Annotated in this window: 20 protein-coding genes; 8 read left to right on the forward strand and 12 right to left on the reverse strand. The window is 65.1% G+C overall.

All coding sequences use genetic code 11. The features are described from left to right. Positions 1-74 precede the first annotated feature (74 nt). A complete protein-coding gene (locus LB572_RS13050; RefSeq protein WP_140803162.1) occupies positions 75-836 on the forward strand; it encodes an SDR family oxidoreductase in 762 nt (253 codons plus the stop codon). A 145-nt stretch (positions 837-981) separates the two neighbouring features. Here LB572_RS13050 and LB572_RS13055 read toward each other — a convergent pair whose 3' ends face one another. Continuing rightward, positions 982-2,166 (reverse strand): pyridoxal phosphate-dependent aminotransferase, encoded by a 1,185-nt coding sequence (locus tag LB572_RS13055; RefSeq protein ID WP_224667995.1) that lies wholly within the window; start codon positions 2,164-2,166, stop codon positions 982-984. Positions 2,167-2,248: 82 nt separating this feature from the next. Between LB572_RS13055 and LB572_RS13060 the strand changes: the two genes are divergently transcribed. From LB572_RS13060 to denD, 4 genes are read left to right on the forward strand one after another with little or no spacing between them, the layout of a single operon-like run. Next, positions 2,249-2,935, forward strand: a complete 687-nt coding sequence (locus LB572_RS13060) for a GNAT family N-acetyltransferase (RefSeq protein ID WP_140803160.1) — start codon at positions 2,249-2,251, stop codon at positions 2,933-2,935. 59 nt (positions 2,936-2,994) lie between these two features. Next, positions 2,995-3,984 (forward strand): cation diffusion facilitator family transporter, encoded by a 990-nt coding sequence (locus LB572_RS13065; protein ID WP_140803159.1) that lies wholly within the window; start codon positions 2,995-2,997, stop codon positions 3,982-3,984. A gap of 51 nt (positions 3,985-4,035) precedes the next feature. Beyond that, the gene (locus LB572_RS13070) at positions 4,036-4,242 is read left to right on the forward strand and encodes a hypothetical protein (RefSeq protein WP_140803158.1); all 207 of its coding nucleotides are present in this window, start codon (positions 4,036-4,038) and stop codon (positions 4,240-4,242) included. A gap of 2 nt (positions 4,243-4,244) precedes the next feature. Continuing rightward, the gene (gene denD, locus LB572_RS13075) at positions 4,245-5,219 is read left to right on the forward strand and encodes a D-erythronate dehydrogenase (RefSeq protein WP_224667996.1); all 975 of its coding nucleotides are present in this window, start codon (positions 4,245-4,247) and stop codon (positions 5,217-5,219) included. Between the two features lie 59 nt (positions 5,220-5,278). Here denD and LB572_RS13080 read toward each other — a convergent pair whose 3' ends face one another. The 4 genes from LB572_RS13080 to LB572_RS13095 all read right to left on the reverse strand — a co-directional run bounded on the left by LB572_RS13080 (position 5,279) and on the right by LB572_RS13095 (position 9,428). Continuing rightward, complete coding sequence (locus tag LB572_RS13080; RefSeq protein ID WP_224667997.1) at positions 5,279-6,475, reverse strand: nickel/cobalt transporter; 1,197 nt, start codon at positions 6,473-6,475, stop codon at positions 5,279-5,281. Between the two features lie 7 nt (positions 6,476-6,482). Then, on the reverse strand, positions 6,483-7,151 hold the full coding sequence (locus LB572_RS13085) for a DUF1007 family protein (RefSeq protein WP_140803155.1): 669 nt from the start codon (positions 7,149-7,151) through the stop codon (positions 6,483-6,485). 178 nt (positions 7,152-7,329) lie between these two features. Further along, entirely contained in the window at positions 7,330-8,229 is a 900-nt protein-coding gene (locus LB572_RS13090) for a LysR family transcriptional regulator (RefSeq protein ID WP_140803154.1), read from the reverse strand. Between the two features lie 2 nt (positions 8,230-8,231). Beyond that, positions 8,232-9,428 (reverse strand): amidase, encoded by a 1,197-nt coding sequence (locus LB572_RS13095; RefSeq protein WP_224667998.1) that lies wholly within the window; start codon positions 9,426-9,428, stop codon positions 8,232-8,234. A gap of 539 nt (positions 9,429-9,967) precedes the next feature. On the opposite strand from LB572_RS13095, the gene odc2 reads away from it, so the two are divergent. Together odc2 and LB572_RS13105 are read left to right on the forward strand one after the other, a co-directional pair. Then, positions 9,968-11,101 (forward strand): ornithine/lysine decarboxylase, encoded by a 1,134-nt coding sequence (odc2, locus tag LB572_RS13100; RefSeq protein WP_140803152.1) that lies wholly within the window; start codon positions 9,968-9,970, stop codon positions 11,099-11,101. Positions 11,102-11,201: 100 nt separating this feature from the next. Continuing rightward, positions 11,202-11,915 carry a GNAT family N-acetyltransferase gene (locus LB572_RS13105; protein WP_263497965.1) on the forward strand — a complete coding sequence of 238 codons (714 nt, stop codon included), beginning with the start codon at positions 11,202-11,204 and terminating at the stop codon, positions 11,913-11,915. Positions 11,916-12,059: 144 nt separating this feature from the next. Here the strand turns inward: LB572_RS13105 and LB572_RS13110 are convergent, their stop codons facing one another. From LB572_RS13110 to LB572_RS13125, 4 genes are all read right to left on the reverse strand, one after another. Then, positions 12,060-12,344: an SCP2 sterol-binding domain-containing protein gene (locus LB572_RS13110; RefSeq protein WP_140803150.1), complete on the reverse strand. Its 285-nt coding sequence runs from the start codon at positions 12,342-12,344 to the stop codon at positions 12,060-12,062. A gap of 194 nt (positions 12,345-12,538) precedes the next feature. Beyond that, complete coding sequence (locus LB572_RS13115; RefSeq protein WP_140803149.1) at positions 12,539-13,069, reverse strand: hypothetical protein; 531 nt, start codon at positions 13,067-13,069, stop codon at positions 12,539-12,541. Between the two features lie 76 nt (positions 13,070-13,145). Beyond that, positions 13,146-13,565 (reverse strand): hypothetical protein, encoded by a 420-nt coding sequence (locus LB572_RS13120; RefSeq protein ID WP_140803148.1) that lies wholly within the window; start codon positions 13,563-13,565, stop codon positions 13,146-13,148. An 8-nt stretch (positions 13,566-13,573) separates the two neighbouring features. Continuing rightward, positions 13,574-14,143 (reverse strand): rod-binding protein, encoded by a 570-nt coding sequence (locus LB572_RS13125; RefSeq protein WP_224667999.1) that lies wholly within the window; start codon positions 14,141-14,143, stop codon positions 13,574-13,576. 345 nt (positions 14,144-14,488) lie between these two features. Here LB572_RS13125 and LB572_RS13130 point away from each other — a divergent pair, with 345 nt between their 5' ends. After that, positions 14,489-19,879 (forward strand): autotransporter domain-containing protein, encoded by a 5,391-nt coding sequence (locus LB572_RS13130; protein WP_224668000.1) that lies wholly within the window; start codon positions 14,489-14,491, stop codon positions 19,877-19,879. A 20-nt stretch (positions 19,880-19,899) separates the two neighbouring features. Here the strand turns inward: LB572_RS13130 and LB572_RS13135 are convergent, their stop codons facing one another. From LB572_RS13135 to flhA, 3 genes are read right to left on the reverse strand one after another with little or no spacing between them, the layout of a single operon-like run. Further along, positions 19,900-20,289, reverse strand: coding sequence for a hypothetical protein (locus tag LB572_RS13135; RefSeq protein WP_224668001.1), 390 nt, complete (start codon positions 20,287-20,289; stop codon positions 19,900-19,902). Positions 20,290-20,291: 2 nt separating this feature from the next. Then, entirely contained in the window at positions 20,292-21,044 is a 753-nt protein-coding gene (gene fliR / locus LB572_RS13140; protein WP_140746540.1) for a flagellar biosynthetic protein FliR, read from the reverse strand. Next, a complete protein-coding gene (gene flhA, locus LB572_RS13145) occupies positions 21,041-23,128 on the reverse strand; it encodes a flagellar biosynthesis protein FlhA (protein WP_224668002.1) in 2,088 nt (695 codons plus the stop codon). Before flhA ends, fliR begins: the two co-directional genes overlap by 4 nt. Positions 23,129-23,157: the final 29 nt, after the last annotated feature.

Genomic DNA, 23,157 nt, shown 5'->3' on the forward strand with positions numbered 1-23,157 from the left:
CGCCAACAGTTGCTTGCCATGATCGCTTCCATTTGCGATGCCACGTCTTTCCAGTCATGACCGGGAGGACGGCGATGACAGCCATAGCAGAGAAGACCGCCATCGTTACCGGCGCCGGCACCGGCATCGGCAAAAGCGTCGCCACGGCGCTGCTCAAGGCAGGCTGGAATACGGTGTTCTGCGGCCGCCGCAAGACGGTGCTGGAAGAGGCGATCGCCGAGGCGGGGAAGACGCAAGCCAAGGCGCTGGCCGTCGCCTGCGACATCAGCAAGGCCGCGGAAGTCGATGACATGTTCGAGACTGTGCTCGAAGCCTTCGGCCGCGTCGACCTGCTCTTCAACAATGCCGGCATGGGCTACAAGTCGACGCTGATCGACGAGATTCCGGTCGAGGTCTGGAACGATGTCGTCGGCGTCAACCTCACTGGCTCGTTCCTGTGCGCCCGCGCGGCCTTCGGCGCCATGCGCCGGCAAAAGCCGATGGGCGGCCGCATCATCAACAACGGCTCGGTGTCGGCCTATGCGCCGCGCCCCGGCTCCGCGCCCTATACGGCGACCAAGCATGCGATCACCGGGCTCACCAAGACGCTGGCGCTCGACGGCCGGCCTTTCGATATCGCCTGCGGCCAGATCGACATCGGCAATGCGCTGACCGAGATGGCGCAGCCGATGACGGTCGGCGTGCCGCAGGCCAATGGCTCGATCGCCGCCGAGGCGGTGATGGATGTGCAGCGCGTCGCCGACGCGGTGCTGCATATGGCGAGCCTGCCGCTCGACGCCAACGTGCTGTTCATGACGGTGATGGCGACGAAGATGCCGTTTGTGGGCAGAGGTTAGAGAAAAGCCCCCTCACCCGGATTGCCAACCGAATTGCGAAGGGCAATCCGACCTCTCCGCGAGGGGAGAGGAGATCGTCAGCACCGGCGCCAACCTCTTCTCCCCAACGGGGAGAAGGTGGCCGCGAAGCGGCCGGATGAGGGGGTCACTTCTTCAAGAAAGCTTCGATCCGCTCCAGCGCGCGCAGGATGTTCTCCTCGGAATTGGCGTAGGAAAGCCGGATATAGCCTTCGCCGAGCACGCCGAAATCGGGGCCGCCGATCAAAGCCACGCCGGCATCCTCCAACAGCGCCGAGGCGAGCTTCTTCGCCTTCCAGCCGGTCTTCGAGACATTGGGGAAGGCATAGAAGGCGCCCTTCGGCGTGATGCAGGAAATGCCAGGCAGCGCATTCAGCCCCTCGACCACGATCTTCCTGCGGTTGTCGAAGGCGCGCATCATCTTGTCGACGTCGTCCTGCGGGCCGTCGATCGCGGCGATGCCGGCAAACTGGCTCGGCGCGTTGACGCAGGACCAGCAGTTCACCGCCAGCTTGCGCACCTTGTCGTAGAGATGCGCGCCCTTGTCGCCATTCGGCCAGATCGACCAGCCCATGCGCCAGCCGGTCATCGCCCAGGTCTTCGACCAGCCGTTGAGCACGATCAGCCGGTCGCGAATCTCGGGGAAGTTCAGCAGCGAATAGTGGGTCTCGCCGTCGTAGGTCATGACGTCGTAGATCTCGTCCGACATGATGGCGACCTCAGGGTGCTTCTCCAGGCCCTTGACCAGCTTCTCGATTTCGGCCCGGGGGGTGACGCCGCCGGTCGGGTTGGCGGGCGAGTTGAGGATCAGCAGCCTGGTTTTCGGCGTGATCAGCGCCAGCGTCTCGTCTGCCGAGAAGGCAAAGCCGTTTTCCTCGCGGACCGGCACCGGCACCGGCGTGGCGCCGGTGAACTCGATCATCGAGCGATAGATCGGAAAGCCGGGATCGGGATAGAGGATCTCGGTGCCGGCCTCGCCGAACATCAGGATCGCGGCGAACATGGTCGGCTTGCCGCCGGGCAGGATCATCACATTCTCGGGCGACACCTCGACGCCGGTGGTGGTCAGCGTGCGGCGCACGACCGCCTCGCGGGTGGCCAAGAGGCCGTTTGCCGGGGTGTAGCCATGTTGGCCGTCGCGCAGCGCCTTGATCGCCGCCTCGACGATGTGCTGCGGCGTCTTGAAGTCGGGCTGGCCGATGCCGAGATTGACGATGTCGCGGCCCTGATGGGCAAGCGCGGTGGCCCTCGCCAACACCGCAAAGGCGTTTTCTTCGCCGAGACGGTCGAAGGCCGCGATCGTGTGGAGCATTTTTCCCGTCCCTGTGGTTCTTTCTGTGAGCGAGCGTTTTTGTGACCGTCCGCTGGGAAAAGTCAACGGATTGGAGTGGTCGGTGTCGGAAGATCTGAAGAATTGGCAGCCGCGTCCGCGGCCGGAACGCAAAGCGATCGAGGGACGCACCGTCAGGCTGGAGCCACTGAGCGCGGCAAAGCATGGCGACGGCCTCTACGAGGCCTCCTCGGTTTCGGATGTCGGCGGACGTTTCGCCTGGCTGCCCGACTATCCGCCGGAAACCCGCGCCGCCTTCCAGCCCTGGCTCGACAAGGTGGAAGCCAGCGAGGATCCGCTGTTCTTCACCGTCATCGACAAGGCAAGCGGCAAGATCGCCGGGCGCCAGACGCTGATGCGCATCGATGCCAACAACGGCGTCGGCGAAATCGGCAACATCTATTGGGGTCCGCTGATCTCGCGCAAGCCGGCGGCGACCGAAGCCCAGTTCCTGTTTGCGAAATACCTTTTCGACGATCTCGGCTACCGCCGCTACGAGTGGAAGTGCAACAACCGCAACGAGCCCTCGAAGCGCGCCGCCGAGCGTTTCGGCTTCAAGTTCGAAGGCATCTTCCGCCAGCACCTTGTGGTCAAGGGTGAAAACCGCGATACGGCGTGGTATTCGATCATCGACAAGGAATGGCCGGCCTTGCGCAAGGCCTATGAAGGCTGGCTCGATCCGGCGAATTTCGATGGCGAGGGCGGCCAGAAGCGGCGACTCGAGGATTTTCGCGCCGACTTTGGCGCGTAGACCACGATCTCCGGCAGTGGGAAACCGCTTGTCGGGCCAGGTCAGACAGGAGTTCAGCAATGGCGCATGACCACGCTTCGCACGATCATAGCCCGGCCGGTCACAGCCATGGCCATGTGCATGGTTCGACCGACAAGAAGCGCGTGCTGATCGCCGCCTGCCTGACTGGCGGCTTCATGGTCGCCGAGGCGCTCGGCGGTCTGCTCACCGGCTCGCTGGCGCTGCTCGCGGATGCCGGCCATATGCTCGCCGATTCGATCGCGCTCGGCCTTGCCTGGTATGCCTTCCACCTGACGGGGCGTCCGGCCACCGGCCGGCTCACCTATGGCTTCGCCCGCGTGAAGACGTTGGTTGCCTACACCAACGGCATAGCCATCTTCGTCATCGCGCTGTGGATAGTCTACGAGGCCTGGGGGCGGCTGATGAACCCGGCGCCGGTGCTCGGCGGCCCGATGCTGGTCGTGGCGGTGGCAGGTCTGCTGGTCAACCTCGCCTCCTTCTTCGTGCTCCATGGCGGCGACCGCGAGAGCCTGAACATGCGCGGCGCCATCCTGCACGTGCTGGGCGACCTGCTTGGCTCGGCCGCGGCAATCGCGGCAGCCCTCATCATCCTGGCAACCGGCTGGACGCCCATCGATCCGATCCTCTCCGTCCTGGTGTCGCTGCTGATCCTGTCGACGGCATGGTCGTTGATGCGCGAGGCCGCCCATGTCCTGCTCGAAGGCGTGCCGGCAAGCCTCGACCGCGACGTGGTCGCCAAGGACATCGAAGGCGCGGTCAAGGGCGTGCGCGAGGTGCATCACATGCATGTCTGGTCGCTCGACGGGACCTCCAACATGGCGACGCTGCATGCCTGCCTGAACGACGGCGTCGATCCGCATGTAGCGGTGAGCGCCATCAAGAAACGGCTTGCGGCCAAGCACGGCATCGAGCATGCAACGGTCGAGACCGAATTCGGCCAGTGCGCCGACAGCCATGACGAGCACGACCACCATCATGATCACAACCACGCGCATGGCGCGCCTGCCGATCGCCGGCACTATCACTGATCGCGCCGTGATGACGAAGCCGAACAGCCTCGAAACGAGGAAGGCCTGCTGATGGATCGCGACACCCGCAACGCGGCGATCGCCGCGGCCGTGATACTGCTTCTGTTCGGTCTCGCCGCCTATTTCCTGCCGACGATCATGCTGGCCGCGGGCAAGGTATCGACGGTCCTGGCCGCTGCCATTGCCGTGGTCTTCATGGTCGGGCTGTTCGTGGTCCTTTGGCTGCGCGGACGCAGCCAGCGCAAGAAAGGTCTCTGAAGATGAGGATTCTGATCACGGGTGCCGCCGGCATGGTTGGCCGCAAGCTTATCGCGCGGCTGGCCAGGGACGGTGCCTTGCGCGGGCGAAAAATAACGGCGCTCGACCTGCACGACATCGTGGCGCCGCAGGCGCCGGCGCTCGCCGGCGTCGATGTCTCGATCCATACTGGCGATCTTTCCGCGCCCGGCGCTACGGCTGCCCTCGTGGCTTCCCGTCCGGATGTGATCTTCCACCTGGCCGGCATCGTGTCGGGCGAGGCGGAGGCCAATTTCGATCTCGGCTATCGCGTCAATCTCGACGGCACGCGCGCGCTGTTCGATGCGGTGCGGCTGGCGGCGTTCGCGCCGCGCCTTGTCTTCACCTCGTCGATCGCCGTGTTCGGCGCGCCGTTCCCGGACGTCATCCCGGACGAATTCCATCCGACGCCGCTCACCTCATACGGCACGCAGAAGCAGATGAGCGAGGCGCTGCTCGCCGACTATACGCGGCGAGGCTTCTTCGACGGCATCGGCATCCGGCTGCCGACGATCTGCGTTCGCCCCGGCAAACCCAACAAGGCGGCGTCGGGCTTCTTCTCCGGCATCATCCGCGAGCCGCTCGCCGGGCAGGAGGCGATCCTGCCGGTGCCGCGCTCGGTGTTGCACACCCATGCCAGTCCGCGCTCGGCGGTGGGCTTCCTGATCCACGCTGCGGAAATCGATGGCGCTGCGGTGGGGCCGCGCCGCAACCTCACCATGCCCGGCGTCGCCGTCACTGTCGGCGAGCAGATCGAGGCGCTGCAGCGCATTGCCGGCGCCGAGGTCGCGAAACGGATACGCGAGCAGCCGGACGAAACGATATGGGCGATCGTCAAAGGCTGGCCGACTCGGTTCGAGGCGAGGCGGGCGCGGAAGCTCGGCTTTGCCGCCGAAAGCAATTTCGAGGAGATTATCCAGGCTCACATCGATGATGAGCTGGGCGGGAAGGTGCGTTGATATCCAGGTAAGGCCGGCCTGACCTGATCTCAACAACCCTGGCGAGCCAGCCTTAAAAGTCAGACGCCGCCCGACAGGCTGGCCGACAGAAGCAGCAGTCCGACCAGGAAGATGAAGGCGGCGCCGCCGATCTCGACGATGGAATGGATGCGGTTGCCGATGCGCCCGTCGCCGGCGAAATAGACCGCCCAGTTCTTGGCCGTCACGGCGATCGTCGCCAGCGCCGAGACGGTGATCGCGGTGCCGATCGACATCGCCAGCACCGACAGCAGCCCGCCTACCCACAACCCGTTGAGCAGCGCGAAGCTCAGCACGATCAGCGCCCCGGAGCAGGGGCGGATGCCGACGGCGGCCACCGCAGACCAGGCCGTGCGCCAGTCGAAGCGGTCGCCCGAAAGCATCGCCGGATCCGGCGCATGCGAATGGCCGCAGGTCTCGCAGACTTCACCCAGGCCGTGGTCGTGGTGGGCGTGACCGTGATCGTGCGCGGCGTGATGGTGGTGCTCATGCGCGCCATGACCATGGGCGTGGGCATGCGCGTGGTCATGATGATCGTGATCATGATCCTCGTGCACGTGCAGGGAATGCGCGGCGTGCGCATGTGCGTGGGAATGGCCCGCATGCGAATGGGCGTGCGCGTGTCCCGCATGGGAATGGCCGGCATGGGCGGCCGACAGGCTGTAGGCGGGTGCGCGGCCGAACAGGCGCAGGATCGACGGACCGAGCTTGCGCCACAAAAGCCAGGCGCCGAACAGCGTCACCAGCACAAAGCTGGAGATTTCGAGGAACCAGGCGGCGTCGGTCATCGAGATCGAGGTGCCGCGCAGCACGAAATAGGCAAGCATCATGACGACCACCGCCGTCAGGCCCTGCAGCAGCGCCGAGACGAAGGAAAGCAGGATGCCGCGCCTCAGCGCCACTTCGTTGGCGACCATGTAGGACGAGATCACCGCCTTGCCGTGGCCGGGGCCGGCGGCGTGGAAAATGCCATAGGCGAAGGAGAGGCCAATCAAAAGCCAGAGCTTGCTGCCGTCCTGGCGCATGGCCTTCATGGCGGCAGCCAACGAATGGTAGAATTCCTGCTGCCGAAGGTTGATCCACATCAGGATATGGGCGAACGGACCCGTGGTGGTCGGCGCCATGCCGTCATTGACGCCGATGCCGAGCGAGCTCTGGGCATGGGCCACGCCCGACAGATGGGTCGCCATCAAGGCGGCGGCCAAGAGGCCGAGGGCCAAACGCAGCGACGGTCTCATCACCCGATCATCCTTCTGGCGCGCAGTTCAATTCGAGCTTGGTGGCGAAGATCTTGCTCATGTCGGTGCCTGTCGGATCGTTGAAGAATGCGTCCGTCAGGGTCTTCTGGTTTTCCTTGATCGCTTCGTCCGGGTCGGGACGGATGACCTTCCTGGTGCAGGTCGAAGGCAGTCCCTCAACGTTGAGATTGGCGTCGTCGGTGAAGTCGATCGCCGTATAGAAGGTCGGATCGTAGACGCCGATATCGATCTTGCCGGCGAGCTTGATCGGCGCCTTCGGCTGCGACTCGAACAGGATGATCAACTGATCGTTCTCGAAGTTCGCCATCAGATGCGGCGGCGGCACCATGGGCACGTCCTTGCCGTCCTGCGTGACGAGCTGGAAATAGTTGAACTCCGCCAGCGAGGAATGAACGGTGTCGGCCACTTCCTTGAGCTCTTTGTCGTCAAGCTTGAGGTCGTTGTTCTTGTCGAACTCCATCAACACCGTACTCGAAAACAGGTCGTCGAAGCGCCAAAGGTGGCGCAACGCCGTCACACTTTGGTGATCCGCGCTGAGGATGACGTCGAGGCGGGCTTCGGCGAAGACGTGCGGGTGCACTTCAGCCTGCTCGACCGAGGCTAATGTGGCCGCAAGGGCCGAAGCCAGCATGGTTGCTTGCCGTTTCAGATGCATTCCGTGCCGTGATTCCATTGACTTCGGGGGCGAGCCCGAGAGTTGACAGAAAGCGGGCGAAATTGGGACGCGCATTGATTTCAATGCATGTCGTTCTCCCAAAACCGCTGCGCGCTTTTGGGCGACATGCCGCAGCTTCACTTCGATGCGCGCCGTTGCTGACGTTCCGGCGCAGGCATCAGGCGGTGTCGCGCGTCCTGAACCAGTGCACCAGGAAGTCGACGAAGACGCGCACCTTAGCCGGCAGATAGCGGCGGTGCGGGTAGACGGCGAAGATTCCGGTACCCGCCAGGATGCGGTCGTCGAGCGCGGTGACCAGCTTGCCGGATGCGACGTCGGGGGCGGCGACGAAATCCGGCAGCATGGCGAAGCCCAGGCCGGAGAGCGCGGCCGCTCTTGCCACGATCGGGCTGTTGACCTCGATCGGGCCGGAAACGGCCACGCTCACAGAGTCCTCGCCTTCGCCCTTGAAGCGCCAGTTGGCCAGCGAGCGGCCGTTGGTGTCGACGATGCAAGGCATGTTGGCGAGATCCTGCGGCCGCGTCGGCGCGCCGTGCTTGGCGATCAGCTCCGGGGATGCGCAAAGCCTGACCGAGAACGGCGCCAGCCGCCTGGCGATCAGCGAGGAGTTCTCCAGCCGCGAGATGCGCACGGCAAGGTCGAAGCCTTCCTCGACGAGGTCGACGAACCGGTCGTCGAGATGGATGTCGAGCACGATGTCAGGGTGCTGCCTGGCGAAGTCGACCAGCGACTGGCCGATCGGCGCATCGGCGAAGGTGCGGGCGGCCGACAGCTTGATCCTACCGCGGACGTCGCCGGAAGACTGGCGCACCGTCTCGGCAAGGCTGTCGACCTCGCGCACGATCTCGGAAGCGCGCTGATAATAGGTGTGGCCGGATTCGGTCAGCGAGAACTGGCGCGTGGTGCGGTTCAAAAGCAGCGCGCCGAGCTCGTCCTCCAGCTCGCGGACATATTTCGACAGCAGCGCCTTGGAGCGGCCGATCTTGCGCGCCGCGGCCGAAAAGCCTTCCGCTTCGACCACGTCGATGAAGGCGCGCATGCGGGTCAATGTATCCATGGTCAGACCTTTCGTGCCGCGTCGAGAATCTTGCGGCCGAGCCGTATCAGGGCAACGTCGCTGCCGGAAGGCCCGAGCAGCGACAGGCCGAAGGGTGCGCCGTCTATCGCGCCGATCGGCAAGGTGATCTGGGGAAAGCCCGAGAGCCCGGAGAGGCACAAGAGATGCAGCGCCCTTTCGCGATAGGCCTGGAACTGTTCCGGCGCGCCGGCGGCGAGCGGTGCCGCGCCGGGAACGGTGGGCAGCACCAGGAAGCCGTTGTTGCCGAGCAGTGCCTCGAATTCGGCCCGGAACGCCAACCGGCGCGCTGCTTCGGTGCCGGCAATCTTGGCATCGATGGTGCGGCCGAAGCCGAAACGCTCCTCGACGCCCGGGCTGAGGCGACCGCCGGCCGAAATCCATGGGCCGTGCTCGCGCCAGGCCTCGAAGGCCTGCAAGCGGCGAAAGCACCAGTAAAGCTCGTCGGGGAAAGAGGCGAAGGCGTATTCGGTCTCCACGGGCTGGCCGATGACGCCGGCGGCCAGCGCCTTCATGCGCGCATATTCGGCGGCTTCCGCCGGACCCATGACGAAGGCGTCCAGCCAGCGGATCGACAGCGGGCGGTTGAGCGGGTGCTGGTGCGGATCGCGTCCGAGCAGAAGCTTGCCGACCGTCTCATAGGTCTCGATGTCGTCGGCGAACCAGCCGAACGTGTCGAAGCTCGATGCCAGCTTCATCGCGCCGTCGAGCGAGATGCGGCCATGGGTGGTGCGCAGCCCGATCAGGCCGCAGAAGCTCGCCGGCGCGCGGATCGAGCCGCCGGTGTCGGAGCCGGTGGCGATGTTCGCCAGGCCGCCGGCAACCGCGGCCGCCGAGCCGGAAGAGGAGCCGCCGGTGACGCGATCTGGCGCTGCGGGATTGACCGGGTACGGGAAATGCGCGTTCTGGCCGAAAAGCGAGAAGGCCAGCTCGTCGGTCTGGGTCTTGCCGACGAATCGCGCGCCGGCATCGAGGATCGTCTGCACCGCTTGCGCCGTGCGCGAGGCGGCATGCGCCTCCTCGAACCGTTGCGGGTTGCCGCAGCCGGTGCGGTAGCCGGCGACGTCATAGATGTCCTTGACGGCCAGGCGCAGACCGGCGAGCGGGCCCAATTCCGCATTCGCCACAGGCATTTGGCGCAGATCGAGGAAGGCGTTCAGCGGTCCTTGAGTTCCTGGCATCGTTCGATTTCCGGATACAGTGCGACAAACATTGTTCGATGCCAGAAATTTTACAACCTGGGCTTACGATTTTTATTGATTGTGAAACCCTTCGCTCCTATATCGCGCTTGCCCAAAGTCGCACGTGCCTGTGGGTGTCCGCCGATCCTCGAATGGTGAGGGCAATCGGTAAGGTAACTGGAGCCAACCCCTCCAGTCGGTCAGTGGCCAACCACAAGACCGAGGACACCTTGAAGCAACGACGGTGCGGGCCTTTCTGGTTCTCTTCCGGTCGTCCAAAGACCGGGGTTACTAAAGAGGCACACCTTCATTGCCGGCAGTGCGGACGGGTCTCCCATCCAAGCCAAGGCAGACAAAGCGAACCGAGGCCGGGCAAGGCCAAGGTTCACCGCCGCGAGACGGCGTTTCATGGTTCCGGGGTCTCCACCGGCTGGTTCCATGAATTTCCGTCCCGCCTTTGTCCACCGCGTGTTCGCGAGGCCGACAGCCCGCGTCCCGCAGCCTTATTGCGCGCCGAAAGGCGTGATGGAGAGATCCCGATGGCCACCCAGCGCATCCTTGACTTCCTTGCCACCCGACGTCCGAACGGTCCCTGCCTCGTCGTCGACCTCGATGTCGTGCGCGACAATTTCCGCGCCTTCGAGAAGGCGTTGCCCGATTCCAAGATCTATTATGCGGTGAAAGCAAACCCGGCGCCGGAAATCCTGCGCCTGCTTGCTGCGATGGGCTCGTCCTTCGACACCGCATCGGTTGCCGAGGTCGAGATGGCGATGGATGCCGGCGCGCCGGCCGATCGCATCTCCTTCGGCAACACCATCAAGAAGGAGCGTGACATCGCACGCGCCTACCAGCTCGGCATTCGCCTGTTCGCCGTGGACTGCGTCGAAGAAGTGGAGAAGATCGCACGTGTCGCTCCCGGCTCGCGCGTGTTCTGCCGCGTGCTGACCGACGGCGAGGGCGCCGAGTGGCCGCTGTCGCGCAAGTTCGGCTGCGTGCCGGCGATGGCCGTCGACGTGCTGCGCCATGCCAAGGGCCTCGGCCTCGACGCCTATGGCGTGTCGTTCCATGTCGGCTCGCAGCAGACGGACCTTTCGGCCTGGGACCGCGCGCTGGGCGATGCCAAGAAGGTGTTCGCGACGCTCGCCGAGGAAGGCATCGTCTTGAAGATGGTCAACATGGGCGGCGGTTTCCCGACCCGTTACCTGAAGGACGTGCCGGTGGCGCAGGCCTATGGCCAGGCGATCTTCTCGGCGCTGCGCAAGCATTTCGGCAATGCGCTGCCCGAGACGATCATCGAGCCGGGCCGCGGCATGGTCGGCAATGCCGGCGTCATCAAGTCGGAAGTCGTGCTGATCTCGAAGAAGGCCGACAATGACAATGTGCGCTGGGTGTTCCTCGACATCGGTAAGTTCGGCGGTCTCGCCGAGACGATGGACGAGGCGATCCGCTATCCGCTGGTCACCCGCCATGACGGCTCGGAGACCGCGCCTTGCGTGCTCGCCGGCCCGACCTGCGATTCGGCCGACGTGATGTACGAGAAGACGCCTTATCCGCTGCCCTTGTCGCTGACCATCGGCGACGAGGTGCTGATCGAAGGCACCGGAGCCTATACGACCACCTACTCGGCGGTCGCCTTCAACGGCTTCGAGCCTCTCCGATCCTACGTGATCTGACCGGTTCGCAAGAACCGCTCAGATCATCCGGGCGGGCGATGTCCATCGCCCGCCCGGGCTCGCTTGTGGAACAGATCTCCGCTCGTGAAGGATCGCGGATATGGAATACCTGACCAAATCGGCCATCTTGGCCACCGAAATTGCCCCCTCGTCCGGACCGTTGGTTGAGCTTTTCTCCGCGGGGGAGAAGAGCCCGACTGCGGCGCTGGCGCCCTCCCTTGCCCTCCGGGCAAAGGCTGGCTCGCGCGGCGCGCCGGACGAGGGGGCCGCCCAGGCGCCTGCCTTCGTCATCCTTGGCGAAGGCGGAGGCGACGTCGTGGCGCGCGAAGCGCTGCTCGACCGCGCCATGGGGCCGAAGCGCAGAAAGAAGTCATCCGAGAAGCTGCGGCGCGGCCGCCGGCCCTCGGAAGGCCTGGCCTTCGTCGCGCGCGATACCTCGGGCGCCGTCGTCGGCACGGTGCGGCTTTGGGATGTCAGGCTGGGCGAGGGGGGTCCGGCGGCGCTGCTGCTCGGCCCGCTCGCGGTCGAGCCGGGCTTGAAGAGCGGCGGCATAGGTTCGGCGCTGATGCGGCATGCAATCACTGAGGCCGCGCGGCTCGGCCATGGCGCGATCCTGCTTGTCGGCGACGCGCCCTATTATGGGCGGTTCGGCTTCTCGGCCGACCGTACCGGAGCGCTTGCCATGCCCGGCCCCTATGAGCGGCACCGGCTGCTGGCGCTGGCGCTGAAGGACGGCGTGCTGGACGCCGCCACAGGCACGATCAAGGCCGCCGGCCGCAAGATCAAGGGACAGGCGCCGGGCTTCGTCGCCTGAAGCCTTTGTTTCACGCAATTCCGGACGGAAAGCTACGGCGAAGGCGCCGAGCCTAACCGCTACGCACTCTTCTTGGAATTGCTCCAGGTTCGACAAAACAGCAACGCCGCCCATCGGGGCGGCATTGCTGTTTTTTGCGAAGGATCAGCCGAGCAACTGGCCGAGCGCCATGGCGACGGTCATGTCGCCTTCGACCTTCAGCTTGCCGGCCATGAAGGCCATGGTCGGGTTGAGGTCGCCGGCAATCAGCGAATCCAGATCGTCGAGCGACAGCTTGACGGTGCAGTCGGTCGGCGCGTCGGTGGTCGACACGGTCGCGCCGTCGATGACGATGACGCCGTCGCTGCCGGTGTCGAACTTGACGGAATGCTCGAAGCCGGCGCTAGCCACGCGCGACTTGATCTTGTCGGCAATCTCCTGAACGCCCATGGCGGTCTCCTCGTTGGTTGCGTTGACGCGCACCGGCGCTTGGCCGCTGGGCGAGGTAAGCGCGCCGCGCCCGCGCGCGGTTGCCTGTCACCGGCGCATATAGCTTCGAGTTGACGTTAACGTCAACGCGGTCACCCTGCGTCATATCGCTTGGAGGGCTGTGCCATGTCTCCGCCGGACGGCGGGCCGGGCCGTCAATGCTCCGGCGCCGCCTGGAAGGGCTTGGTCATCGCCGCCGCGGTTTCGCCGGCATTCTTGCGGCGGCGAAGCGCGTTGTCGCGGATATCGTCCTTGGACAGGAAATTGACCTGGTCGATCAGCACCTCGTGCACCAACTCGACGCCGACGCGGCTGTTGATGGTGTCGCGGATCGACTTGCGGAAGGCGTCGAGGTCGATCGATTCCTTCTTGGTGAAATCGATCTGAGGGTTGGAATAGAGATAGGAATAGACCTGGTCGGTCATCAGCGCCTGCGCCGGGATCGACAGCTTCTTTATCTGTTCCGGCTCAACCGTGTAGACCAGCTTGGTGAGGAAATAGCCGTCGATCGTGCCGTCGCGCAGCAACGGCACCGAGATCATGTCGGTCTTGACGTAGTCGAGGCCGCCCAGCATCGGCTTCGGCGGTTCGGCCGCGCCGCGCTGGCCGGCCGCCTGGAAGGAATAGAAGACCGCGCCGAGCGTCACGGCGCAGATCCACAGCGCGGCGGCGATGAACTTTATCATGTTCTATTTGTTTCGAGCATGATCTCGTCCGAAAAGCGGCCTCCACTTTTCGCTGACGCGGTCCTGCGGTTCGGGATCATGCCCGGGCCATTCCGAATTCGCCGGCCGAATAGGTGCCGTCGGTATCGGCGCGCTGGATGGCGTTCCGCAGAAGCGTGGCGACCTCGTTGACAGCGTTGAGATGGGCAAGGATCGCCGCCTCGTTCTTGGCCAGCTTCTGGCGCAGCCGCAGCAGGCCTTCGCGGTGCTGTTCGAGGAATTCGATCTCGTTGGCACCCTTCAAGGCGCGGTTCAGCTCGTAGAGGTACCGGCTCTTGCGCGCGTTCGAGGCCTTGAGGTCATACGCTGTTCCGCTGCGGATGCCGGCGGTCTCCTCGTCCACGACTTCCTCGATGCGGCCGATGATGGCGGCGAGGTTGCCGGGTCGCGCGGCGACGGGCGCCTCCATTGCGTTGGTGCGTGCGGGAAGGTTGGAAAGGTCCGTTTGGTCGGCCATGTAGGTCCCTAGATCTTGATGTCCGTTTTTATGTTTATGTCGTCGCCGGTCATCGACCGTGCGGCTTTGCGCTCGAGCTCCTCGAGCATCGAGGTCGAAAGCCTGGTCTGCTGGTCGATCTCGGTTTTCTGCGGTCCGCCGGCAACGGGGCCGACCGGCACCTTGTGCTTGCCGTCGAGATAGTGGTCGGCAAGCATAGATCGGGCGATGCCGATGCCGCCATGCGCGGCCATGACATCGGCCACCTTTTCGGCGAGCTGCGACTTCCACATGTCGCCGGCCAGGCCCTTGCCATAAACGCCCTCGGTGTCCTTGGGCATCATGTTCTGGATGAAGGTCGTCAGCACCATCGCCTCGAAACGTTGGAACTTCTTCGCCGGATTGGCGGCCTCGGCCTTGTCGGCCGTGGCGCGCGAGAGCACGGAGCCGGCATCGACCGTCGCGCATGGATCGAGGGCGAACGGTGCCGAGGCGCCGTTCGCTCGTCTGGCGAGCGCCGCCCGCGCGGCCTCGACATCGGCCGGCTCCGCTGCGCGGGCAACGTCCATGACGATGTCGCTGGGTGGGGAAATGGCCAAGAAAGTCCGCCCTTTGCCGATTTTGTCATCTGCACAATGACTGAACAAGCTTGTGGCAGGCTTGCGATATCGGATGATGACGGCGACGTGATCCGCAGCCGGCGAAAGAGCAGCGACGATTCGTCGTCGCACCGTCAAATGGCGCCGAGGGCAGGCCAATTCACGAGCCAGACCTGCCCCCACCGATGGACAGCCCGCCCTCGTGTCCTGAATTGTCCGCATCTGTCCATATGTGCCGGTATCGGCTCTGGGCATGCGTCTCTAGCTTTCGACCCGGGCCACCGGTCGGTGCGCCCAAGGGGGTTCTGCGCGGTTGCGTCAGCAGGCTGGGGACATGGAATGGACATGACGAAGCGTGCGCAGGCGGGCCGGCGTGCCTCGCCGGTAATGGTCGCCGGTCTGGCGGCGCTGTTCATGTCGAGCTCGACGCTCGCGCTCGGCGCGTCGCTGAGCTGGAACGGGTCGATCTCCAACAACTGGTTCACGCCCGGCAACTGGACATCGCCCGCGCTGCCGACTTCGAGTGACGACATCGTCATCGACAGCGTGGCCAACACCGCCACGATCGGCGCTGCGGGGGCAGCGGCAAAAACCGTCAGCATCGGCAATGCATCCGGATCAAACGGCGGCCTTGTCGTCATCGGCGCCGGCACGTTGTCGGTGGCAAGCAACTATCTCATCGTCGGCAACGACGGCACCGGCACGCTGACGATCTCGGGCGGGGGCAAGATCACCAGCGCCGGCGGTGTCGTCGCCAACAATGCGTCCTCGAACGGCACCGCCACCATCACAGGCGCCGGTTCACAATGGACGAACAATTTCCTGTCGATCTCGGCGGACAATGGCGCAGTCGGCCGTGTTCGCGTCGAGGCGGGCGGCAAGCTGTTGTCCAGCGGCAATGTGATGATCGGCGAGACCTCCGCCAATGCCGACGGGCAACTGATCGTCACCGGCAGCGGCTCGGACTTCACGATGAACGGCTCCATAGCCGCTCAGTTCGTCATCGGCGCCACCGGCAAGGGCGATTTCCAGCTGCTCGACAATGCCACGGCAACGACCATACGCACCTATGTCGGTGGCAATGTCGGCACCAGCGGTGTCGGCACGGCCGTCGTCTCCGGTGGCGCGTCGTGGTCGACGGGAAACCTGTTTGTCGGCCAGACGGCGACCGGCACGCTCACCGTTTCCAACGGCGGCAAGCTCACGACCACCTACACAGTCGGGGCAAGCACTGCCGCCAGCATCACCAACGGCAAGGTCACCGTCACCGGCGCCGGTTCGCAATGGAAGATCACCGGTGCCTACAACAATGTGCCGCTGGCGATGGGCTCGACCAGCCAGACTTCGGAACTCAATGTGCTTGCCGGCGGCACGGTGCTGATCGATTCCACGGCGAGCAGCTTCCTCAGCGGTGACGCCCGCATCGCCAACACAGCAAACTCGAAAGCGGCGATCACCATCGACGGTGCGGGGTCGAGCTTCACCACGCCCTACAGGCTTTATCTCGGCAATGCGGCCAATTCGACCGCCACCGTGACCGTGTCCGGCGGCGGCAAGCTCGACACCGGCTACACCAACATCTCGAGCGCCACCGATGCGACTGCCGCCACCACCGACACGGTGACCGTGAGCGGCGCCGGCTCGGTCTGGACCATCAGCACTATTTTGGGATCCGCCCCCAGCGATCTGCAGGGCCTGACCATCGGCGGCGCCGGCAAGGGCGTCTTGACCATCGCCGACGGCGGTGTCGTCAAGGTCAACACCACGGATGCCTTTGTCTTCATCGGCGGGCTGGCCGGGTCGTCAGGCACGCTCAACATCGGTGCGGCCGCCGCCAGTCCGGCCGCCGCGCCCGGTACGCTCGACGCGGCGAAGGTCATCTTCACCAGCACCGGCGTACCGCAAACCATCAATTTCAACCATACGTCAGCCAATTACGAGTTCGCGCCGCAGATCACCGGCAACAACCCGGGTGCCGTCAACATCATTGCCGGCACCACCATCTTCACCAACGACAACACCTACACCGCGCCGACCTTGATCAGCGCGGGGGCCACGCTGCAATTCGGCAATGGCGGCACGACGGGCAGCATCAGCGGCAACGTCACAAATGACGGCACGCTGATCCTCAACCGTTCGAATGATATCGGCCTTGGTTATGCCGGCGTCATTTCCGGCAGCGGCCAGGTGATCAAGAACGGCAGCGGGATGATCACGCTGACGGGCGCCAACACCTATAGCGGCGGCACCACGATCAACAGCGGCCAGCTGAACGTCGGCAATTTCTTAGGCAATGGCGTGTTGACGGGCGACTATGTCAACCACGGCAAGCTGCTCTCCTATTCCAATCTGACGCCCGCGTATTCCGGCGTCATCTCGGGCGAAGGCAGTTTCGAGAAATCCGGCAACGGGACGCTGACGCTCAACGGCGTGCAGACCTATACCGGCGGCACGCTGGTGTCGTTCGGCAGGCTGATCCTGGGCGGCAATGACCGGCTGGCCGCCACGGGCGCGCTGACCGTCAACGGCGGCATCTTCGATCTCAACAATTTCAACCAGGCGGTGGGCGACCTGTCCGGCTATGGACGGATTTTCGCCGGCACCGGCAACTTTACCGCCGGCGGCGCCGCCGACACCACCTTCATCGGTCTCATCACCGGCAGCGGTACCTTCACCAAGGAAGGCACCGGCACGTTGACGATGGTTCCCCCCACCACCTTTTCCGGGACGTTCACCGGTACGACCAAGGTCAATGCGGGTACGCTGCTGGTCAACGGCTCGATGGCGGCGAGCACGTTCCAGGTCAATGCCGGCGGCACGCTCGGCGGCACGGGTTCGCTGGGCGCGACGACGATCTTCAATGGCGGCACGCTGCGTGGCGTTGCCGGCCAGACACTGACCATGGCCTCGCTGACATTGAACGACGGCTCGAACCTCAACGTCTCGCCGGGCGCCGCCAACACCATGCCGCTGTTCGACGTCACCGGCGCGCTGACACTGGACGGCAAGCTTTCGGTGAGCGACGCGGGCGGTTTCGGCAACGGCACCTACCGCATCGCCAACTATGGCGGCGCCTTTGTCAACAACGGGCTTGTGATCGGCACCGTGCCGCCGGCCTTCAACCCCGGCGACTGGTCGATCCAGAGCGGCAGCGGCGTCGTCAACCTCGTGGTGGCGTCCGGCGCCGGCGAGCAATATTGGGACGGCGCCAATATGAGCCCCGGCGGGGTGGCCGATGGGCGCGGCGGCAACGGCACCTGGGGGCCCTCCAGCACCAACTGGACGAATGCCGCCGGCGACATCAACGCCGCCTGGGCGAGCCAGAAGGCGGTGTTCGCCGGCACGCCCGGCACGGTGACGGTGGCGGGCTCTCAGACCTTCACCGGCCTGCGCTTCGTTTCGCATCCAACCGACTGGACCTATACGCTCGCCGCCGGCACGGGCGGCGCGCTGATCACCAATTCGGCCGCCACCGAAATCATCGTCGCCGCCGATCCCGGCGCCAGCGTCAACAACGCCGTCATCAATGTCGGCATTTCCGGAACCGGCGGCATCGTCAAGCTGGGCGACGGCACGCTGACGCTCGGTGTCGCCAACACCTATCAGGGCGGCACGACGACCAAGGAGGGCGAGTTGGTCGCGGCGGCCAATGGCGCGCTCGGCACCGGCGGGGTTTCGGTGACGGGCGCACCAGCGGCGGCGCTCCTGCCAGTGCTGCGCTTTGCCGGTCCGGTCAATGCCAACGGGCTTTCGATCTCGACCCAGAACGGCTCGGTGGTGTTCGACAACCAGTCGAGCGCCGGCACGGCTCAGATCACCAACCAAGGCAACGGCGAGACTGTTTTCCTCGCCGGCAGCAGCGCCGGCAACGCTGCCATCACCAACCAGAGCGGCGGCACCACGGCGGTCCGCAGCGACAATACGTCGGAACAGGCAAGGATCATCAATCAGAGCGGCGGCAAGCTCGATCTTTCGACCTTCGATGCCGCCGGACCGTGCAATTGCGTTTCGCTTGGCTCAGTCTCCGGCGCTGGCGACATATCGCTCGGCGCGCATACGCTTAAAACCGGCGCGCTCAATCTCGACGAGACGATATCGGGCGTCATTTCGGATGGCGGCGCGCTGGCCAAGGGCAGCTTCACCAAGACCGGCACCGGCAAGCTGGTCCTGTCCGGCGCCAACACCTATCTCGGCATGACCATCGTCAGCGCCGGGACCTTGCAGATCGACGGTTCGCTCGGCTCCGCCGATGTCACTGTCGCAAGCGGTGCCACGCTCGGCGGCAACGGCACGATCGGCACGCTGGCCGGCGGCACGGTCACCATCCAGTCCGGCGGCCATCATGCGCCGGGCGCGTCGATCGGCGCCCAGACCATCCACGGCGATTACAGGATGGCGGGCACGCTCGACATCGAAGTCGATACAGCCAGCGCCGACAAGGTCGTGGTGACGGGCAATGTCGATATCACCGGCGGCACGCTTGCCTTGCACGAGCTGACGGGCACCGGCCGGCAGCCGAGCCAGACCTACACCATCATCGACAATCAGGGCGCCAACGCCGTGACCGGGCAGTTCGCCGGCATCAACCATGTCTATGCCTTCCTGACGCCGGACGTGGTCTATGACGGCGGCGACGGCAACAATGTCGTGCTGACGCTGACCCGCAACGCGGTCGACTTTTCGTCTGTTGCCGAAACGCCGAACCAGAAGGCGGCAGCCGGCGGCATCGAGTCGCTCGGCGCCGGCAACCCCGTTTACAATGCCATTGCCCCGCTTTCGGCGGACGGCGCGCGTTTTGCCTTCGACCAGCTGTCCGGTGAGGTCCATGCCGCGGCCGCCGGCCTGCTGCTGGACGAAAGCCGGCTGCTGCGCGAAGCGGCGCTCGGCCGCGTCGCCGCCGCTATCGCGGAACCCGCCGCCAGGGGGTTCTGGATGCAGGCTGCCGGCCTGGCCCGCTCGCAGAGAAGCGACGGCAACGCGGCCGAAGCGGACGCCAACACGGGTGCCTTCTTCGCCGGCATCGACGCCGCCGTCGGCGACGGCTGGACGCTTGGCTTCCTCGGCGGGATCAGCGTCACCTCGCTCGATATCGGTGATCGTGCATCCTCCGCCGACATCACCAGCGTGCATTTCGGCGCTTATGGCGGCGGCGCCATCGAGAGCGTTCATTTGAAATTCGGCGCCGGCTACAGCCATCACGACATCGACGGCAAACGCAGCCCGGCCTTCCCAGGTTTCAGCGACGAGCTCGGCGCCAGCTATGGCGCCAGCACCTTGCAGCTGTTCGGCGAGGCGTCGCGCCCCTTCGATCTCGGCGCGCTCAAGCTCGAGCCATTCGCCAATCTCGCTTATGCACATCTGTCGACCGACGGCTTCGCCGAGGACGGCGGCGCGGCGGCCCTCTCTTCGGGCGGCTTCAGCAACGACACCACCTTCACCACGCTCGGCGCGCGGGTGTCGCGAAAGATGATTGTCGGCGGCAGAGCCTTCGAGGCGCGCGCCTTGCTCGGCTGGCGCCATGCCTTCGCCGACGCGCCGGCGGCGCGGCTCTCGTTCGACGGCGGCGACGGCTTCACGGTCTTCGGCGTGCCGATCGCACGCGACGCTATGGCGCTGCAGGCCGGCGTCGATTTCGATCTCGGCGCGGCCAGCCGTCTCGGCTTCAGCTATGACGGCCAGTTCGCATCCGGCGCGATGGAGAATGCGTTCAAGGCGAGTTTCTCGACACGGTTTTGAGAGGTGCCCGAAAGGCCGGATTACCGGTCGCCCTGGTCTCTTTTTTGCGTGATCAGATCGAGCCGCTCGCGGTCGGAGCGCTCGCGCTCGTCGCGACGGCGCACGTCCTTGTAGGCGCGTTCGACCATGTTGGTGCGCGCCGTCGCGGTGGCGATCAGGGCGGCTTCCTGCTTGGCATCTTCCTGGTTCTGTTTCTGCCGGCCGAGCGCGTCGGTGATGCGCCGGTGGTAAAGCGCGGGGAACAGGCCGGCCAGCGAGCTGTCGGTATCGAAGCGTTCGATCAGCTCCTTAGCCTCCGCTTCCGCCTTGACGGCGGCGGCGAGGAAGCCGGCATGACGGGTCTCGTGCAGCGCCTTCAACTGCTCCTGCACCTTGACCAGTTTCTTCAGGCGGTCTTTTCGCGTGGTCACGGCTATCTCGCCAGCGTGAGGTCGACGAAGCCGTCGACGAACAGCGACAGCAGCGTGCCGACGGCGAAATAGAAGATGATCATGCCGCCGGCGATGACGAAGGGCAGCGAGATGAAATAGACCGGGATCTGCGGCGTCAGCTTGTTGACGAAGCCGATCGTCAGATTGACCAGGATGGCATAGGCGACGAAAGGGCTGCCGAGCCGGATGACCAGGAAGAAGGCGTCCGACACCGTGTCGGTGACGTCGACCAGCGCCGCCTGCGGGTTGAAGAACACGTTGACCGGGGCGACCTGATAGGAGGCGACGAGCGCCTTGACGATCTCGTGGTCGAAGTCGAAGACAAAGAGCAGAAGCAGCGCCGAGAACGAGATGATGGCCGCAAGCGCCGCCTGCGGTTCCGGTTCCTCGATCGCCGGCCCGCCAGAGCCGCCATAGCCGATCATCATCGCGATGGCCGAGCCCATGAAGCGCAGCGCCTCCATGTAGAGCCTGGTCATGGCGCCGATCAGCCCGCCGACCAGCAGCTCGGAGACGATCATCGGTGCCAGGATCTGCGGGCGCGGATCGACGAACGGGTAGATGCGGTCCCACAGGAAGGCGAGCAGGCCGCCGGTCGCCGCCACCGACACGAAGAGCCGGATCTGGATCGGCACGCGGGCGCTCGACAGGCCCGGCATCAGCATGAAGCAGGCGCCGATGCGGCAGAAGGCGAGGAAGGCGGCGATGACGACGCCTTGAGAGAGCGCGTTCACGAGATGGTTCCGAGCACCTTGATCTCGACGCCCTTGGCGATCTCGACGTGGCTCAGCACCGGCAGCGTGGTGAACAGCCGCTCGATGATCATGCGCACATAGGGACGCGCGTCGGGCGCGGTGACGAGCACGAAACGCTCGCCGGCCTCGAGATGCTTGCGGATCGCCTTGGTGGCGTCCTGGCCGAATTCCTCGAGCTGGCGAGGATCGATGTCGAACTCGCGCACCTCGCCCTTGGCGTCGCGCTTGAGGCTCTGGTGGAAGGCGAGGTCCCAGCGGTTGCCGAGGCGCAGCACCTTGAGCGTGCCGCCTTCGGAGAGGTCGCCGCAGATCTGCTGCGCCATGCGGATGCGCACATGCTCGACGATCTGCTCGGTGCGGCGCACATGCGGCGCGATCTCGGCAATGGCCTCGATGATCAGATGCAGGTTGCGGATCGAGACGCGCTCGGCGAGCAGCAGCTTCAGCACCGCCTGCAGGCCGGGATAGGAGATGTGCGAGGTGCAGATCTCGTCGGCGAGCTTGCGGTATTCGGGGTCGAGCCGTTCCAAGAGCGCCTTCATGTCCTTGTAGGACAGGAGCTGCGGCAGGTTGTTGCGGATCACCTCGGAGAGATGGGTGAGCAGCACAGACATGTTGTCGGCGAAGGTGAAGTTCTCGCGCTTCAGATCCTCGGCGAAGGTTTCGAGCACGGAATAGGCGCGCATGCCGAAGGCCGGCTCGCGGATCTCCTCGCCGGGGATCTCCGGCACGCCGCGCGTGCCGAGCAGCACCATGATCTCGCCGACGCGCATCTGGTATTCGGCGACCACCGTGCCGTGCACCTTGATCTGATAGCTCTTGGGCGGGATGGCGAAGTCGTCGGCGACGCGCACCTCCGGCACCACGAAGCCGTATTGCTGGGCGAATTTCTTGCGCATCTTCGACATGCGGAACACCAGCTCCTGATGCGCCACCATCAGTCTGGTCGAAAGCTGCTTGCCGATCAGAAGCTCGATCTCGGCGGTGACCAGCGAGGCCTTGACCGAGTTCTTCTCCTCTTCGACCTTGTTCGCTTTCTCCTGCGTCTTCAGGGCTTCGGCGGCGGCGCGCTCGCGGTTCTGGCGCAGCGGGATGATATAGCCGAGGCCGGCCATGCCGCCGGCGAGCGCGAAGAAGGGGAACAGCGGCAGGCCGGGCATCAGGCCGAGGATGACGAGCAGCGAGGCCGCGACATAGAGCGCGCGCGGATGCGCGCCGAGCTGGCCAAACACCGCCTGGTTGGTCGAGCCGCGCGTGCCGCCCTTGGAGACCAGCATGCCGGCGGCGAGCGAAACGATGAGCGCCGGGATCTGCGTGACTAGGCCGTCGCCGACCGACAGCTTGATGAAGACGTCGGCCGCCTGGCCGAGTCCCATGCCATGGCGCAGATAGCCGATGGCGATGCCGCCGACGATGTTGATGGCGGTGATGATCAGGCCGGCGATGGCGTCGCCGCGGACGAATTTCGAGGCACCGTCCATCGAGCCGAAGAAGGAAGACTCCTCCTCCAGCTCGCGGCGGCGCAGCTGCGCCGTCTTCTCGTCGATCATGCCGGCGGAAAGGTCGGCGTCGATCGACATCTGCTTGCCGGGGATGGCGTCGAGGGTGAAACGCGCGCCGACTTCGGCGATACGGGTCGCGCCCTTGGTGATGACGATGAAGTTCACCACGATCAGGATCATGAAGACGATGAGGCCGATGACGAAGTCGCTCGACATCACCAGCTTGGAGAAACCGGAGATGACATAGCCCGCGGCATGCGTGCCCTCATTGCCATGCGACAGGATCATGCGTGTGGTGGCGATGTTGAGCGAGAGCCGCAGCATGGTGGCGATCAGCAGCACGGTCGGGAAGGACGAGAAGTCGAGCGGCCTATGGATCCACAGCGCCACCATCAGGATCAGCACCGAGAGCGCGATCGAGAAGGCGAGGCCGATATCGATCAGGAAGGCCGGGATCGGAAGGAACAGCACCGCCAGGATGAAGACGATGCCGAGCGCGAAGAAGACGTCGCGCCCGTTCTTGACCACAAGGCCGGACGGGAGTGTTTCGCTGATCGCCATATCGTCCCCAAATCAAGAAGCGCCGCACG

This window comes from Mesorhizobium sp. BH1-1-5 (assembly GCF_020165615.1).
In the GTDB taxonomy this organism is placed as follows: domain Bacteria; phylum Pseudomonadota; class Alphaproteobacteria; order Rhizobiales; family Rhizobiaceae; genus Mesorhizobium.